We start from the raw sequence: 16764 nt of genomic DNA on the forward strand, positions 1-16764 counted from the left end.
CGGTCAGGGCCTTTTTCTACCACATGCGAGCAAACTAGTCCAAAATGTAACGTTTATATTTCATAACAACGGATGTGAATCTTCGGAATAACTGAATCCGAAATGGATGTGTGCTATAGTTAACTTACGGAAATTGAAAGGATGTTTGAAATATGGCAAAAAGTGTTGTAATTGCTGAAAAACCTTCTGTTGCACGTGATATTGCGCGTGTATTGAAGTGTGATAAAAAAGGAAATGGTTATCTTGAAGGCAGTAAATATATTGTTACGTGGGCTCTAGGCCATCTCGTTACATTAGCAGATCCAGAAAGTTATGATGTGAAGTATAAAACGTGGAATTTAGAAGATCTCCCAATGCTACCGGAACGCTTAAAATTAACCGTGATTAAGCAAACTGGCAAACAATTTAATACTGTGAAAAATCAGCTAACTCGAAATGATGTAAATGAAATTATCGTAGCTACAGATGCAGGACGCGAAGGAGAATTAGTAGCTCGTTGGATTATTGATAAAGTGAGAATTAATAAACCTATTAAACGTCTATGGATTTCATCTGTTACCGATAAAGCGATCAAAGACGGCTTCGCCAACTTGAAGCCTGGTAAAGCATACGACAATTTATACGCTTCAGCTGTTGCTCGTTCAGAAGCTGACTGGTATATCGGCCTTAATGCAACACGTGCATTAACGACAAGATTCAACGCGCAATTGAACTGCGGTCGTGTTCAAACACCTACTGTAGCGATTATTGCAGGACGTGAGGACGAAATTAAAAACTTCAAAGCACAAACATACTACGGTATTGAAGCACAAACAACAGAGAAGTTAAAGCTCACTTGGCAAGATGCGAAAGGCAATAGCCGCAGCTTCGATAAAGAAAAAATTGATGCGATTGTGAAAAAATTAGGAAAGCAAAATGCGACTGTAGTAGAAATTGAGAAAAAACCTAAGAAGTCGTTTGCTCCTGGTCTTTATGACTTAACAGAGTTACAACGTGATGCAAATAAAATCTTTGGTTATTCTGCAAAAGAAACGTTAAATATTATGCAGAAACTGTATGAACAGCACAAAGTATTAACATATCCGCGTACAGATTCGCGTTATATCTCATCTGACATCGTTGGAACACTTCCAGAACGTCTGAAAGCTTGCGGAGTAGGTGAGTATCGTTCTTTAGCTAATAAAGTCTTAACGAAACCAATCAAAGCTTCCAAATCCTTTGTTGATGATAGTAAAGTAAGCGATCACCATGCCATCATTCCAACAGAAAGCTATGTAAACTTCTCAGCTTTCACAGATAAAGAGCGCAAAATTTACGATTTAGTTGTAACACGTTTCTTAGCAGTTTTATTCCCTGCCTTCGAATACGAGCAACTAACGTTACGTGCAAAGATCGGTGATGAAAACTTCGTCGCACGCGGCAAAACAATTGTGAATTCTGGCTGGAAAGAAGTATATGAAAATCGCTTTGAAGATGACGATGCAGTAGACGATTTAAAAGAACAAATTTTACCTCGCATTGAAAAAGGCGATACATTAAACGTGAAACTAATTGCAGGGACATCTGGTCAAACAAAGCCACCTGCACGCTTTAATGAAGCGACATTACTTTCAGCAATGGAAAACCCAACAAAGTACATGGGCACGCAAAACAAACAGCTTGCAGACACATTAAAATCAACGGGCGGACTAGGTACAGTTGCTACACGCGCTGACATTATTGATAAATTGTTCAATTCGTTCTTAATTGAAAAACGCGGCAAAGACATTCACATTACATCAAAAGGCCGTCAATTACTGGATTTAGTACCAGAAGAGTTAAAATCCCCTACACTAACTGCTGAGTGGGAGCAAAAACTTGAGGCCATTGCAAAAGGCAAATTGAAAAAAGAAGTATTTATTTCAGAAATGAAAAACTACACAAAAGAAATTGTTTCTGAAATTAAATCAAGCGATAAAAAATATAAGCACGACAACATTTCTACAAAAACTTGCCCAGACTGCGGCAAACCAATGCTAGAAGTAAACGGTAAAAAAGGAAAAATGCTTGTATGCCAAGATCGTGAATGCGGTCATCGTAAAAATGTATCCCGCACGACAAACGCACGCTGCCCGCAATGTAAGAAAAAACTAGAACTTCGCGGTGAAGGAGAAGGCCAAATCTTCGCATGTAAATGCGGCTATCGTGAGAAGCTTTCTACATTCCAAGAACGTCGTAAAAAAGAATCAGGTAACAAAGCAGATAAACGTGCCGTTCAAAAATACATGAAACAGCAACAACAGCAAGAAGAACCTCTGAATAATGCATTAGCAGAAGCATTAAAGAAATTGAAGTTTGATTAAAGGAGTTGGCTTGCCAACTCCTTTTTCCATGCCTGCTAATATATCGACCGCTTTTTAAAATATATCGGCGCTTCGACATAACATAAAGATCCCTCGACGACTTTCGACATAACTCTTCATAAACAAAAGGGTTCCTACCAACAGGCAGGAACCCTTTGTTATTAATGAATCAACTTACTTCCTTTTGCATTTTCTACAAACTTTTCGCTCGACTTATTAATTGGCTTTTTCAAGGCCAGTGCAATAACGAGCATCACACCAACCCATACGCAAAGTACGAGAAGATCTTTCCACACAACACCCCACATCATGCCGCCAACTGTCTCACGAATAATACGAATCGCATACGTGAATGGCAAGAATGGATAAATTGCTTGGAAGAATTTTGGCGTCATTTGAATTGGGAATGTTCCACCTGAACCAGCAACTTGTAATACAAGTAACACGATTGCCATGGATTTACCGATGTTTCCAAATACAGAAACAAGTGAGTATACGATACAAACGAACACTCCAGCAATGAACATGCTAAATAGGACAAACCAGAATTTATCAACTACATAAGTGCCCAATAAGAATATATCTCCCACTGCTACGATAAATGCCTGAGCAAGACCGACCGTTAAGAATGTTAAGAAACGGCCGAAGTAAATTTGATAGCTTTTATACTCCGCATCTTCCTCATGTACTTCTACTGTTAATAATGACACCATGAGCAATGCTCCTACCCATAATGCTAACACTGTGTAGAACGGCGACATTGCTGAACCATAGTTTGGAATTGGGAATAATTTATTCTCCTTTAGATTTACTGGATTTGCGAAATAATCACTTTGTTTTTCAACATCATGCTTTAACAAACGAATGATGTCTTTTAAATCTTCTTGTGATTCAAATTCGCGGATTTTATTCGCAATTTCTTTAATCTTCTTCTCAGCTTCAGGAAGTTCTGCTTTTACTTTAGCTACGTCCTCTTTGCCAAGAGTTAATCCTTTAGATGCATCCTCTAACAATTTTTTCACATCAGGTAGACTTTCATTGGCTGTATTTAAAACATCTGCTGCATTTTTGTTCATTCTTTTCGTTTTCGCAATTGCATCGTTGAAACTTGGGACAATTTCAGAGTCATAGCGTGCTAAGATATCACCTAATATGTTGGATGCATCTTTAGCTGCTGCATTTATATCATCTATATCATCTTTTGATGGTAGCTTCCCGCTATTAATGACATCAAGCACCTTATTTATTTTATTAATCCCCTTTTGCATTTTTCCTTTTGCATCATTTAACTGTGCTACAGTCTCAGGAATATTTGTTGTTTTCCCTGCATCACCAGCAAGCTTATCCGCGCTATTTAATACAGGGATAATTCCGTCAATCAGATTAATTCCCTTTTGAAGCTGAGATTGAGTGTCGTATAATCCTTGTTTTGCCGGTTCTAGATTTACGTTACCATTTATGCCATTATCAACTATATTTATTAAATCATTTGTAACGTTAATAACATTATTTGTATCCTTCTCAACATCTTTTGCTAAACTATCGATTTGATTTAATGTATTTTCAATGGACGGCTTATTCTTATTGAGATCGTTTGCTGCTTCTGTTACTGCTTTTGCCTTATCTTTGATAATAGTAACTGTGGTTTTAAGATCCTCTAATTTTTTCACACCTTCATCTTTATTAGGTTGATTAGAATCCTGTAAGTTTTTAATGGCTATATCAATCTGGTCGATAGCTCCTGCTGATAATTGTTGAATTCCTTCACTAAACGGTTTGATAGCTTCCGCAGTTGCATCACCTATATTCAAAACTTTTCTTGCCTTATCTGTATAACCCGGAATCTGTTGCGAAACGTCCTTTACTCTATTTGTTGCACTTTGTGCGGATTTTATCTGGCCTTTAACCGTTTCCTTATTTACATTTGCCAATGGACCTGCAAAGTAATCTGAAATTTGTATTCCACCATCGACAGCCTTTTTCGCATACGTTAAGTCTCTCTTAATCGCCGCTGGTGCCTCTTCTAGCGTTTGATCATTTGCTGCAAAGAACGAATCTAAATCCTTCGACATCTGCTGACCATCTTGAATAATGCTTTCAACCTTTGGCAATGTATCTTGTGCTGTCGTTACAAGACCTTGTGCTTTATCAGCATCTGTTAATGCTGTATCCACCACTTTATTGATTTCTGGAATTTGTGCTTCTAGTTTGAAAACGAGATCCTTTATCTTTTCAATACTTGGTAAATTTGTTTCTAAGTCAATTCCAAGCTCATTAAAGATTTGAAAAATCTCACCATTTGCTGTTTTGACAAAGTTTTTGCCTATTTCTTCAACAATACCAGACGCACCTTTTGAAGTAATTTTTGGTGCAATGGCATTTACCTTTTCGTTCACATAATATTGAATTTCTGGTTTTTGCGGATTCTCATCCAATACCGTTGCGATTTTTTCTGAGAAGTCTTTTGGAATGGTAATACTTGCATAGTAATCACCATGCTTCACACCATGTATAGCTTCCTTCTCATCAACAAATTTCCAACCGAGATTCTTATCCTTTTTTAAGGAATCGACAACTTCTTTTCCTATATTAATGTCTTTCCCTCGTATATTTGCACCTTTATCTTCATTAGATACTGCAATGGGAACGTCTTTCGTATTCCCATAAGGGTCCCACGAGGCTTTAATATTAAACCAAGCATAGAGCGATGGTAAAATGGTAAGCCCTATGATGATCACAATTGCAGCCCAGTGCCTTGCTACATTCCTTATGTCTGTCGTATATATACGCCATATTTGTTTCATATTATTAATCACCTAATCATATGTTTTTTCTTTTTCCCAAATTCATACATACATTTCGCCATTATAACATTGTTTTTAGAAAAATTTAACTGAAACGATGTATATGTAGTTCATCACCAAAAGACAGGAATGCTATATAGATGTACACTCCACTCCGAGTGGACGCTTTCCGCGGGCGAGAGCGAGCCTCCTCGGCAAGCCTGCGGGGTCTCACTTTCCTCGCTATTCCCGCAGGAGTCGCCACTCTCCGTTCCGTGTATTAAAAATAATTCATTTTCAAAAAATCAATCCTATGTTACGGTGATGAACCGTATACGTTCCTAAAAAACTGTACACATCATTATATGATAACTTTAATGAAATATACAAACAAAATGACCGTTTTGGTTTTACGTTCAATATTGAAGATTATATATTAAATGTAATAAAAAAGGCAACCACTCCGTATTTTGCACGGTGGTTGCCTTTTCATTACATGTTAATTTGAACTTCAACACCAAAATGATCCGATATTACTTCACGGTTTATCCCATTAAAAATCACTTTGGAAGAAGTAACTTGTACAGGTTGATTACTTAAAATAAGATCGATACGTAAATTTTGCTTATTCTCATCCCATCCAGCAATCTTTCCTTGCACAGTTGTTCCTTCGTCTTTTCGTTCTGCTAATTGATATGTGTCATATAAGCCTTTTTGCATAAGATAGTCATAGCCCTCATTTTGCAAACGCGCATTGTTATTGAAGTCACCCATTAAGAACGACAATTCGTTATTCTCTACACGGTGCAATAAACGACCGACTTGCTTCTGAAATGGTTCTTCTTCATCGTTCCACCAGCCAAGGTGACAAGAGTAAAATGTCACCGGCTGATTGTAATAAGAAACCGTAACGCTTACAATTTTTCGTGTTTTCCAGTACGTCGTGTCGGTACTATCTGATACGAAAAATGAATCGCTCTTTCTAATAGAATGCTTTGTTAAAATGGCTAAACCTTCTTCATACACATCGTATCCAATATGAGCAAAGTCCCATACAACGTCATATTTTGCCGCGCCAAGCTTTTCTAACTCCGCTTGTAATAAGCGGACAAAATTATCTTCTTTCATATTTCCAGATACATCTCTAGCCGCAATCGACTGACTTACCTCTTGCAATGCGATGACATCATAGTCATTTTCCTGAATCGTTTTTGCTAAATAATGAATCTTTGCAAGCTGCTCATCTTCTTGCCACGAATGACAATTTAATGTTAATAATTTCATTTGTTATATCCCTAAAATATCTTGAATATCTGATTTCAACACGTCAGCTTTTGGACCATATACAGCTTGTACACCTTTATCTTTTACAATTAATCCAAGTGCTCCGTTCTTCTTCCACTCTGCTTCTTTTGCAACAATATCTAAGTCTTTTACTGTCACACGTAAACGTGTCATACATGCATCTACATCAGCAATGTTGTCTTTCCCGCCTAACAACGCGATAACTACTGTTGCTAATGAGCCTTCTTTTACACTTGCTGCTACTTCTTCAGTACCATCTTCATTCTCAATGTAGTTACCAGCACGTCCTGGTGTTGGTAAGTTGAACTTTTTAATTAAGAAGTTGAAGATTGTAAAGTTTAATCCAAAGAAGATCGCTGATACAACAAAGAAGTTAATAAGATCTCTTGTTAATCCAGCCTTTACAATCATTGGTGTACGAGTTAATAACTCAATAAAACCAAATGCATGAACGCGTAGATTAATAATATCTGCTAATGCGAATGCTACACCAGTGATAATTGCATACACAACATATAATACTGGAGCGACAAACATAAACATAAATTCAATCGGCTCTGTAACCCCAGTTAAAAATACTGCTAATGCTGCTGAGAAGAACATTGGTTTATATTTATGACGTTTTTCTACATCTACGTTGCGGTACATTGCAAATGCGATACCAATTAGTGATGCAGTTGAACCGATAACTTGTCCTACTTTGAAACGTGCAGGAACAACGCTATTTAATAAGTCATGATATGCATTCATATCACCTTTAGTAATTAAGTTATTTAAGTCTGTAATCCATGCAAGCCATAATGGATCTTGTCCCGCTACAACTTGTCCTGCCTTAGCACCTGTTAAGATTGTGTACGATCCGCCAAGCGCTGTATAGTTCATTGGAATCGTTAACATATGATGCAGTCCAAATGGTAATAATAAACGTTCTAATGTTCCGTATACAAACGGCGCAACAATTGGTGCGCTATCTTTCGAAGCTGCAATCCAGCGTCCAAATTCGTTTAATCCACTTTGAATGAATGGCCATACGAATGATAAAATAATAGCAGTGATTGTAGAACCAACGATTACTACAAATGGTACGAAACGTTTTCCGTTAAAGAAAGCTAATGCTTGTGGTAATTTATTATAGTTATAATATTTATTGTATAGCGTAGCTCCTAAGAAACCTGAAATAATACCTACGAAAACTCCCATGTTAAGTGCTGGTGCACCAAGAACAGAAGTAAAATAATCTTTTACAAGTAAATCTCCTGCTAATAAAGAAGAGACTTTCGCTTTTGAATCCACTAACATTGCAGCGTTTACACCAAAAATTGCTCCTGTAATTCGGTTAGTTAATATGAATGCTAACAATGCTGCAAACGCACCGCCTGCACGATCCTTTGCCCAAGATCCCCCAATTGCTACAGCGAATAAAATGTGTAAGTTTACAATAATTGCCCAACCGATATCTTCCATAACTCTAGCAATCGTTTGTACTGCAGTTACATCCCCAGCAGACATACCGATTAGTTTACCAATGGAAATCATTAAACCAGCAGCCGGCATAACCGCAACTACTACTAGTAAAGCTTTTCCAAACTTTTGCCAAAAATCAAAAGATGCAAGCTTCTTCATTTTTTTGTTCCTCCTTTTTCTAACTTAGTCCCTCATGTATAAATAATAATTGCTTATCCCCATGCGAAAACGTTTTTTACGCAATCGTTTTCATAAATCTATTTTAATAAAAGCGTTTTCATATTGCAATAATAATTTTATAAAAAATGCTAATTTTTATATAAAAAAAGATGCTATATAAGCATCTTTCTCTATTATTTAACACGATAAATCCTTGTTTCAAATGGTTGTAAAGTAATCGTTGTCACTGCATTATGAGCTTCTACTTCATAGTTATTTAAAAGCAAACGGTTGCATTCTAACTCGAATGAAGTCTCTTCATATACCGCTTCACTCTTCGATATATTGCTAATTACAACAACTTTTTCATCACGTAACGTACGTGTATACGCATAAATTTCTGGATGATCTTCTAAAAGTAAATCGTACGTTCCATACGTAAACACTTCATGTTCTTTTTTCAGTGCAACCATCTTTTTATAGAAATTCAAAATAGAATTTGCGTCTGTTTGCTGCACGTCTACATTAATTTCTTTATAATTTGGGTTCATGCCAAACCAAGGCTTACCTGTTGTAAAACCAGCATTTTCTTCGCTATTCCACTGCATCGGTGTACGTGAGTTATCGCGGCAAGATGCCCAAATAATCTCCATAATTTCTTGATGGGGTACTCCCTCTTCAATCTTTTGACGATATAAGTTCTTAATCGCCACATCGTCATAATCTTCAATACGCGGGAACTGAACATTCGTCATCCCGATTTCTTGACCTTGATAAATGAACGGTGTGCCCTGCATAAAGAAATACATCGCTCCTAAAGCTGTTGCACTTTCGCGCCAATATTGTTTATCATCGCCCCAAGTAGAGACAATACGAGGTTTATCATGATTTTCAATATACAGCGCATTCCATCCTTTATTCTCCAAACCTTTTTGCCACTTCGTTAACACTTTTTTAAGCCCTACAACATCAAGTTCTTTTTTCTTTTCTGCATCCCATAAGCTTAAATGCTCAAATTGGAATACCATATTGAACTTCCCTTGCTCTTCTCCAACCCAAAGCTCAGCATCTTCAATTTTCACGCCATTTGCTTCGCCGACAGTCATAATATCATACTTAGCAAACGTATTTGCCTTTAACTCTTCTAAAAGCGGCTGAATGCCATTCATATTCATATGTTTATCGAAAGAAGGTACATACTTTAACCCTTTCGGATTCGGCATATCCTTGAATCCTTCTTCCTTCTTAATGTGACTAATCGCATCAACACGGAAGCCATCAATTCCTTTATCAAGCCACCAATTCACTGTGTCATATAAGACTTGGCGTACTTCTTCATTTTCCCAGTTTAAATCTGGTTGCTTACGTGAGAACAGATGTAAGTAATATTGGTTTGTTGTTTCATCATACTCCCAAGCAGATCCGTTAAAAATACTTTCCCAGTTATTCGGTTCTTTTCCATCTTTCCCATCGTGCCATATATACCAATCACGCTTTGGATTATCCTTAGAAGAACGCGATTCAATAAACCATGGATGCTCATCACTTGAATGATTAATAACGAGATCAATAATCAACTTCATATCACGTTTATGCACTTCTGCTAATAATTCATCAAAATCAGCCATCGTACCAAATTCGTCCATAATATCTTGATAATCACTAATATCATAGCCGTTATCATCGTTTGGCGATTTATACATTGGACAAATCCAAATTACATCAATGCCCAGATCTTTTAAATAGTCTAACTTTGAGATCATTCCTTGCAGATCTCCGATACCATCACCATTTGAATCCATAAAACTGCGCGGATAAATTTGATAAGCTACCGCTTCTTTCCACCACGTTTTGTTCATAACTCCTTCTCTCCTTTTTGCACAAGTTTATGCAAACGTTTTCGTAATACTATCATAACAAAATATAAAGAGTTTGTAACGATAAATTTTACATTATTACTAAATATATATATGTGTGATTAGTCTTAAACAAAATGAAACTTTTATCCCGCTATAAAGTCCTCATATTTAATAACGCGAAAAAAGTCCTTTATACACATATATAAATGCAAATTGAAAAACCGACATAAAAAACCCCCTTTTCTTTTTTAGGGGGGCGAGAGCGTCTGGCCGCGCGTAGGAGCGGTCAGGGCCTTTTCCTGCCACATGCCAGGTTTGAAACAAATGGATCAAGAGGCAAGTAGCGGGCATGTTGTATTCTGCATAGTAGCAATTTGTGTGTTAAAAAATTAAAGTGGTTTTATATATTAATAATATTAATAATTAACCTTATTAATATTACTTCCCAGTTCTTTACGATTCATTATTTTTCACATCGAACTTTCTTCAAAATAAGCTGGATCATGTATTGTAATTTTTTTATCTAAAATTGTGACGATACAATCATTTTTTAGTTGCTTTAATACTCCACTAACTGTCTCCCGAGATGTCCCGGATATTTTAGAAATTTCAATTGTTGTGAGAGGACATGAAATTAAAATTTCTTTTCCTGCTTCTTCTCCTAAATCGTTCATCAAGTAACCTAATGTTTGTATGACGCGATCTTGGGCATTTGGAATGGTAATGTTTTGGACACGCTTTTCATTTATTTTCAATATAGAAGACAGCTCCTGAACAATATACATGAGCTGCTTTTGGTTTGCCTTCACCATATCCTCAAAAATAGAAGTGGGAATATAGTACACATCGACGTCCGTCATTGCGATAGCCGTATAATTATATGACGCATCTGTAAACATACCGCAATAAGGAAAAATAGAAAAACGCTTTATGTAATCTTCATATAACAAATTTCCACTTTGATTCACTCGTTCTAATTTCACAAATCCATCTAGCATAAAGTAAATTCTTTCTCTTGAATCACCTTCTAAAAATAAAAATTGGCCCTTTTTATAGGTTCGCCAATAAACAAATTGTGCTAGACTTTCCAATTTCTTATTTGATAGATTAGCAAATAGTTCAAATTGCTTTAAGTCTTCCACTATATTTCGTCTTTGCATGAAATGTCCTCTCTCTTTCTATAAAGTGAAACTTTCGTCAGCTGGGGATTCTTCATCCTCCATCTATTTTTTTCGCTTCTCTTTGAATCTTGAGGTGAGGGTTCCCGTAAATAGCGGGAGTCATGTAACGTAAAGAAAGCGCCTTCAAAAATTATCTTATCATAATAAAACAGTAAATTTTTCCTTTATGAATGAATACTTTATGAACTTACTTGTATAGAAAAAGAATGAAGCCTGTCACTTCATTCTTTTTCTGTACAAATATTGATAGATTTCACTTGGAAATGATAGTACCCGCATTTTCTTCTAACGCTTCATATACCTTTTCCAATGAAGTAATAATCGTTTTTCGTTTTGAATCTGTATTCACAAAATTAATGGCTGCTTGAATTTTCGGAAGCATACTTCCAGGTGCAAATTGATTTTCTTGTATATATTGTTCTAGCTCAGCAACTGTAACATTCTCTAGTTTCTTCTGATCTGGTGTATTGAAGTTTACATACACATAATCAACTGCAGTTAAAATAACGAGAATATCAGCATCTACTAATTCAGCTAATTTTTGAGCAGCAAAATCTTTATCGATAACAGCCTCTGTTCCTATTAATCCATCTTTCGAATCAATAACTGGGATACCCCCGCCTCCAACAGCAATGACAATATCACCGTCCTCCACCAATGCATTAATCACTTTATGTTCGTGAATGCTTACCGGTTTTGGTGATGGTACAACACGTCGCCAGCCACGTCCTGCATCTTCTTTAAATGCAGCTTTTGTTGTCTCCATTAACTTCCGTGCTTCTTCTTCTGTATAAAATGGACCGATTGGTTTTGTTGGATTTTCGAACGCCTCGTCCTTTTCATCCACCTCAACCCGGGTGATCACCGTTACTACATCTTTTTCGATACCCCGCTTTTTCAAAGCCTTTTCAATTGCATTTTCCATCCAATACCCGATCATTCCTTGGGTCATTGCACCGCAAGTATCTAGTGGCATGGCAGGTGTTTTTTCTGTTTCTGCTGCTTTTTGCTGCAATAAAATGTTCCCTACTTGCGGACCATTTCCATGTGCAATGACAATATCTACATTATTTTCTATAATTGCAACGAGTTGTTCTGCCGTTCTTTCTAGCGCTTCCTGTTGCGCCTTTGCAGTAGCATCTCCAGATTGTATTGCGTTTCCTCCTAGTGCAACGACGATTTTTTTTCTTGTCATCTTTTAACCCTCCAATTCCTTTTCACAAGAGTTTTTTACTTTCATCCGAGAGAAGTTTCCCACTTCTAAACATGAAGGTACGACAGCATCAGTGAAGGTGGGAGATAAAATTCGGTTTGGCGTAGCCAAAGGATTTCTGATAAACTAGACATATGAAGTTCTTTAATAACTTGATATATACAGTTGCAGGAAGAAAACAAAGTGCGAAAACCAAGCCGTTCGGTTCCTGCGTAAAATATCAACCGTAAAAAAGAACGTCCAAGCGTTGGACATCTAGGGGTGGAATAACCCGAAGTAACGCTCAGGGAGACGAAAGGTTGCTTTCGTCGTGGAACTGAGAAACCCTCACCTCGAAGCAAAGCGTAGGTGGCGGGTAGTTCACAGAGTAATACTACCTGTAGCCAATTGATAAATTGCAAACAGTGCTAAAGCTCCAATGACTATCGAGGAGATAAGCTCGACACGAGTAAATATTTGTTTTGGATTTGTTTGCTTTTGAACTTTGTAAAAGATAAAAATTCCCGGTGCATATAGTGTCATAGTCAGCAATAAATATTCTAAACCAGCTGCATAAATTAACCAAATCCCATACGTACTCGCAACTAAACCAATGACAATATTTTTTGTTCGATCTTTCTCTTGAGACTGCAAACTATACTTAAATTGATAGAAAGCTGAAAAAGCATACGGAACTAAAATTGCCGAAGAAGCGAGCGAAAACGCAAAATGATAAGCTTGATCTGAAACAACAAATGTTAACAAGAAAATTTGAATCAGACCATTTGTTAACCATAATGAATTAACAGGAGCCTTATTTTTATTTTCCTTCGCAAACCATTTTGGAAATACGCCGTCTTTCGCAGCCAAGTAAGGAATTTCAGATGCTAGTAACGTCCACCCTAACCAAGCACCTAATACAGAAATAATTAAACCTAAATTAATAAAGATAGCTCCCCATTTTCCGACAACGCTTTCAAATAAATATGCCATTGCTGGACTTTTCAAATTTGCAACATCAGCCTGCTTCATAATCCCTAATGATAATAGTGTTAAAAGAATGTAAATAATGAGAGTTCCTATTAATCCAATAACAGTTGCTTTCCCAACATCACTTCGACTTTTTGCACGACTTGATAAGACGACAGCTCCTTCTACCCCAATAAATACCCAAAGTGTTACAAGCATTGTACTTTTAACTTGGCTTCCTACATCCGCCCAAGAAAAAGTAGCACCCTGTCCCCAAAATCCATCTAAGAAAACATCAATATGAAAAGCGAATATCCCTACAACAATAAATACAAAGACAGGTACTAACTTTGCAATTGTTGTTACTAAATTCACAAGCGCTGCTGATTGTACACCGCGTAAAATCAACATATGAACACACCATAGCAATACACTCGCTCCAATAATTGATGCTACATTTTGTCCACCTTCAAAAATCGGAAAAAAATAACCTAGTGAAGAAAATAATAACGTACCGTAAGCTACATTTCCGAGCCACGCGGATAACCAATATCCCCAAGCACTATTAAACCCCATAAAATTACCAAATCCCGCTTTGGCATAACTAAAAATTCCACCATCTAAATCGGGTCTTTTCAATGTTAAATTTTGAAACGACAATCCAAGTGAAACCATTCCGATACCTGTTATAATCCAACCAATAATAATTGCCCCTGCACCTGCACCCTTTGCCATATCACTTGCTAAGTTAAATGCTCCGCCACCGATCATGGAGCCTACAACAAGCGCGGTCAAAGTAAACAGTCCTAATTTTTTTTCTTCCCCCATTACACTCACCTCTCTTTTATCAGATAGGAATATTTAATAACAGTGAATGATTGTAGCGAAACTTCTATTAATAGAGGGATAAAGAAGGAGGAATCTCCTCCTTCTTTATTCCATATTTCCTAAAGTAGCTGCCATAACCGCTTTAATTGTATGCATTCTATTTTCCGCTTGATCAAATACTTTTGAATGCTTACTGCGGAATACTTCGTCACTTACCTCCATTTCTTTTATGCCATATTTTTCATATATTTCCTCTCCGTACAATGTTTCTACATCATGAAATGCAGGTAAACAATGTAAGAAAATCATATTTTCATTTCCGGTCTTTTTAATCATTTCCATGTTCACTTGATATGGAGTAAGAAGTTCAATACGTTCAGCAAATTTATCTTCTTCGCCCATAGATACCCATACATCTGTATAGATAACATCCGCACCGGCAACAGCTTCTTCCACGTTACTCGTTACCATGACCCGGTCACTATATTTTTTAGCTGTATCAATGACTTCTTGTGCTGGGAATAGTGATTCTGGGGTACAAATGCGTACTTCCATTCCGACAATTGAACCGCCAACTAACAAGCTATTCGCCACATTGTTACGTCCATCTCCAACATAAACGAGCGTAACATCCTTTACTTTTCCAAGATGCTCTTTTATTGTTAACAAATCGGCAAGAGTTTGTGTCGGATGCCACATATCTGTTAAGCCGTTCCATACTGGTACACCTGAATTGTTCGCTAGACATTCTACTGTTTCATGAGAAAATCCACGGAATTCAATACCGTCAAACATACGTCCTAACACTTTTGCTGTATCTTCAACCGATTCTTTCTTCCCTAGCTGAATATCATTTTTGCCTAAGTATTCAGGATTTGCCCCTAAATCTGTACATGCCACTGTAAATGCACAACGGGTACGAGTTGAAGTTTTTTCAAATAAAAGGGCAACATTTTTATCTTCTAAATAATGATGCGGGATACCATTTTTCTTTTTCTCTTTTAATTCTGCAGCTAAATCAAGAAGATATAACAATTCTTCTTCTGTAAAATCTTTTTCCGCAAGAAAACTTCTTCCTTTTAAGTTTGGTTTTGTCATCATCATGATTCATCCCTACTTTCCCTGTATTTGGATTAAATATCTTTTCGAACAATTGGCATACTCATGCAACGTGGACCCCCACGGCCGCGAGACAATTCCGAGCTTAATACTTCCACAACCTCTACACCATGCTCTCGTAATAAAGCATTTGATACATAGTTGCGATCATATGTAACAACTACACCCGGTGCAATTGCTAATGTATTGGATCCATCGTTCCATTGTTCACGAGCAGAAGCAATCGCATCTCCTCCTCCGCAAGGAATAAGAACTAATTCACTCAAACCTAGCGCTTCTTTTAAAGCCTGAGTTAAAGATGTACGGTGAGTAATTTTGAGAACTTCTTCACTCTCTCCTTTTTCCAAAATGTAAATATTCATATTACCTTTTGGATCTTGAATAGCTGGATGAATTGTAAATTTATCATAATCAACCATTGTAAACACTGTATCTAAATGCATAAACGCACGACATTTTGGAATCTCTATTGCTAGTACTTTCTTAATCTTATTTTGACGACTAAATAAATTTTTCGCTAAGCGTTCAATTGCTTTAGCTGATGACCTAGCCGATACGCCAATCGCAATTGTTTCTTCATTTAAGATAAGCTCATCGCCGCCTTCAATTGGAAACTCATAATCACGATCTAACCAAACTGGTACATTGTGACTCGCAAAGCGCGGATGATGTTTAATGATATATTCCATAAACAATGATTCACGTCTCCGTGCTGGTTCTCTCATTTTGTTAATTGTTAAACCGCCACCTATACTAGCTGCTGGGTCACGAGTAAAATATAGATTTGGCATTGGATCTAAATAAAATGGATAATGATCTTCCATTAATTCATACAGGTGGGTTTTTTTACGAGTTTCAATTTCGCTTTTACGTACGCCCCCCATAATTTTCTGAATCATTTCTTCATTTGAAAAGGAAAGCAAATATTCTTTTAAAGTCTGATATGCACCATTTACGTCAGCCTGTCCTTCTTTTAAAATACGCTCAACAAATTCTTCACGAAGCTTTTTATCAACTAACGCCTCAGCTGCTAGTGTTTCTAAATAAAGAACTTCAACACCCCGATTGCGTAATGTTTGCGCAAAATAATCATGTTCTTTTTGAATAATTGGTAAATATGGAATATCGTCAAATAATAATTGTTGCAAATAATCTGGCGTTAAGTTTTCCACTTCTTTACCTGGCCGTTTTAATAAAACCGTTTGTAATTCCCCAATTTCTGAAGTAACATGGATCGGATGTTTCATTTGTTGTACCTCCTTTTAAATTTGTTTGATGTCTACAAATACATAATAAACAGAATGCACATACCGCTTTGTGAAAACGCTAACAATACTAAGTGGAATATTTCACAAATTATTTTTTAAAACATATATGTAATCGTATTTTTATAAGATATTTCATCTCATAATTAACTAACAAGGTGAAATATAACGTATATTAGCTGTATAATAGCCTCTATTTTTGATTAAAAAATTTTTCTCGTACTCGTAAAAATAAAGACACTCCTTCTAATGGGTAGTTAAATTTTATCCCGCTATTCGTGGGCAGTAATACTCCCAC

At 36.7% G+C, this 16764-nt stretch carries 10 protein-coding genes; 1 reads left to right on the plus strand and 9 read right to left on the minus strand.

Going from position 1 to position 16764, the window contains the following annotated elements; translation table 11 throughout:
• Positions 1-152 precede the first annotated feature (152 nt).
• Positions 153-2342 carry a DNA topoisomerase III gene (locus tag V7024_RS07845; protein ID WP_335517961.1) on the plus strand — a complete coding sequence of 730 codons (2190 nt, stop codon included), beginning with the start codon at positions 153-155 and terminating at the stop codon, positions 2340-2342.
• Between the two features lie 161 nt (positions 2343-2503).
• On the opposite strand, the gene V7024_RS07850 is transcribed toward V7024_RS07845, so the two are convergent.
• The 9 genes from V7024_RS07850 to arcA form a co-directional block, all read right to left on the minus strand.
• On the minus strand, positions 2504-5146 hold the full coding sequence (locus tag V7024_RS07850) for a YhgE/Pip domain-containing protein (RefSeq protein WP_335517964.1): 2643 nt from the start codon (positions 5144-5146) through the stop codon (positions 2504-2506).
• Positions 5147-5617: 471 nt separating this feature from the next.
• Complete coding sequence (locus V7024_RS07855; RefSeq protein ID WP_335517966.1) at positions 5618-6409, minus strand: endonuclease/exonuclease/phosphatase family protein; 792 nt, start codon at positions 6407-6409, stop codon at positions 5618-5620.
• A 3-nt stretch (positions 6410-6412) separates the two neighbouring features.
• Positions 6413-8053, minus strand: a complete 1641-nt coding sequence (locus V7024_RS07860) for a PTS transporter subunit IIBC (protein WP_335517969.1) — start codon at positions 8051-8053, stop codon at positions 6413-6415.
• Between the two features lie 194 nt (positions 8054-8247).
• On the minus strand, positions 8248-9912 hold the full coding sequence (locus V7024_RS07865) for a glycoside hydrolase family 13 protein (RefSeq protein ID WP_335517972.1): 1665 nt from the start codon (positions 9910-9912) through the stop codon (positions 8248-8250).
• Positions 9913-10382: 470 nt separating this feature from the next.
• Complete coding sequence (locus V7024_RS07870) at positions 10383-11072, minus strand: Crp/Fnr family transcriptional regulator (RefSeq protein ID WP_335517975.1); 690 nt, start codon at positions 11070-11072, stop codon at positions 10383-10385.
• Positions 11073-11346: 274 nt separating this feature from the next.
• Positions 11347-12288 (minus strand): carbamate kinase, encoded by a 942-nt coding sequence (gene arcC / locus V7024_RS07875; RefSeq protein WP_335517978.1) that lies wholly within the window; start codon positions 12286-12288, stop codon positions 11347-11349.
• 378 nt (positions 12289-12666) lie between these two features.
• Positions 12667-14082, minus strand: coding sequence for an arginine-ornithine antiporter (gene arcD, locus V7024_RS07880; protein WP_335517981.1), 1416 nt, complete (start codon positions 14080-14082; stop codon positions 12667-12669).
• A gap of 105 nt (positions 14083-14187) precedes the next feature.
• Positions 14188-15186, minus strand: coding sequence for an ornithine carbamoyltransferase (gene argF / locus V7024_RS07885; RefSeq protein ID WP_335517984.1), 999 nt, complete (start codon positions 15184-15186; stop codon positions 14188-14190).
• A 29-nt stretch (positions 15187-15215) separates the two neighbouring features.
• On the minus strand, positions 15216-16448 hold the full coding sequence (gene arcA, locus V7024_RS07890) for an arginine deiminase (RefSeq protein WP_335517987.1): 1233 nt from the start codon (positions 16446-16448) through the stop codon (positions 15216-15218).
• Positions 16449-16764 lie beyond the last annotated feature (316 nt).

It is taken from the genome of Bacillus sp. JJ864 (assembly GCF_036963045.1).
In the GTDB taxonomy this organism is placed as follows: Bacteria; Bacillota; Bacilli; order Bacillales; family Bacillaceae_G; genus Bacillus_A; species Bacillus_A pseudomycoides_C.

Excerpts from the sequence above, each read along its gene's own strand:
- V7024_RS07870 (WP_335517975.1), bottom strand. The coding sequence starts at position 11,072 with ATGCAAAGACGAAATATAGTGGAAGACTTAAAGCAATTTGAACTATTT.
- V7024_RS07860 (WP_335517969.1), bottom strand. The coding sequence starts at position 8,053 with ATGAAGAAGCTTGCATCTTTTGATTTTTGGCAAAAGTTTGGAAAAGCT.
- V7024_RS07850 (WP_335517964.1), bottom strand. The coding sequence starts at position 5,146 with ATGAAACAAATATGGCGTATATATACGACAGACATAAGGAATGTAGCA.
- V7024_RS07845 (WP_335517961.1), top strand. The coding sequence starts at position 153 with ATGGCAAAAAGTGTTGTAATTGCTGAAAAACCTTCTGTTGCACGTGAT.
- arcD (WP_335517981.1), bottom strand. The coding sequence starts at position 14,082 with ATGGGGGAAGAAAAAAAATTAGGACTGTTTACTTTGACCGCGCTTGTT.
- arcA (WP_335517987.1), bottom strand. The coding sequence starts at position 16,448 with ATGAAACATCCGATCCATGTTACTTCAGAAATTGGGGAATTACAAACG.
- arcC (WP_335517978.1), bottom strand. The coding sequence starts at position 12,288 with ATGACAAGAAAAAAAATCGTCGTTGCACTAGGAGGAAACGCAATACAA.
- V7024_RS07865 (WP_335517972.1), bottom strand. The coding sequence starts at position 9,912 with ATGAACAAAACGTGGTGGAAAGAAGCGGTAGCTTATCAAATTTATCCG.
- V7024_RS07855 (WP_335517966.1), bottom strand. The coding sequence starts at position 6,409 with ATGAAATTATTAACATTAAATTGTCATTCGTGGCAAGAAGATGAGCAG.
- argF (WP_335517984.1), bottom strand. The coding sequence starts at position 15,186 with ATGATGATGACAAAACCAAACTTAAAAGGAAGAAGTTTTCTTGCGGAA.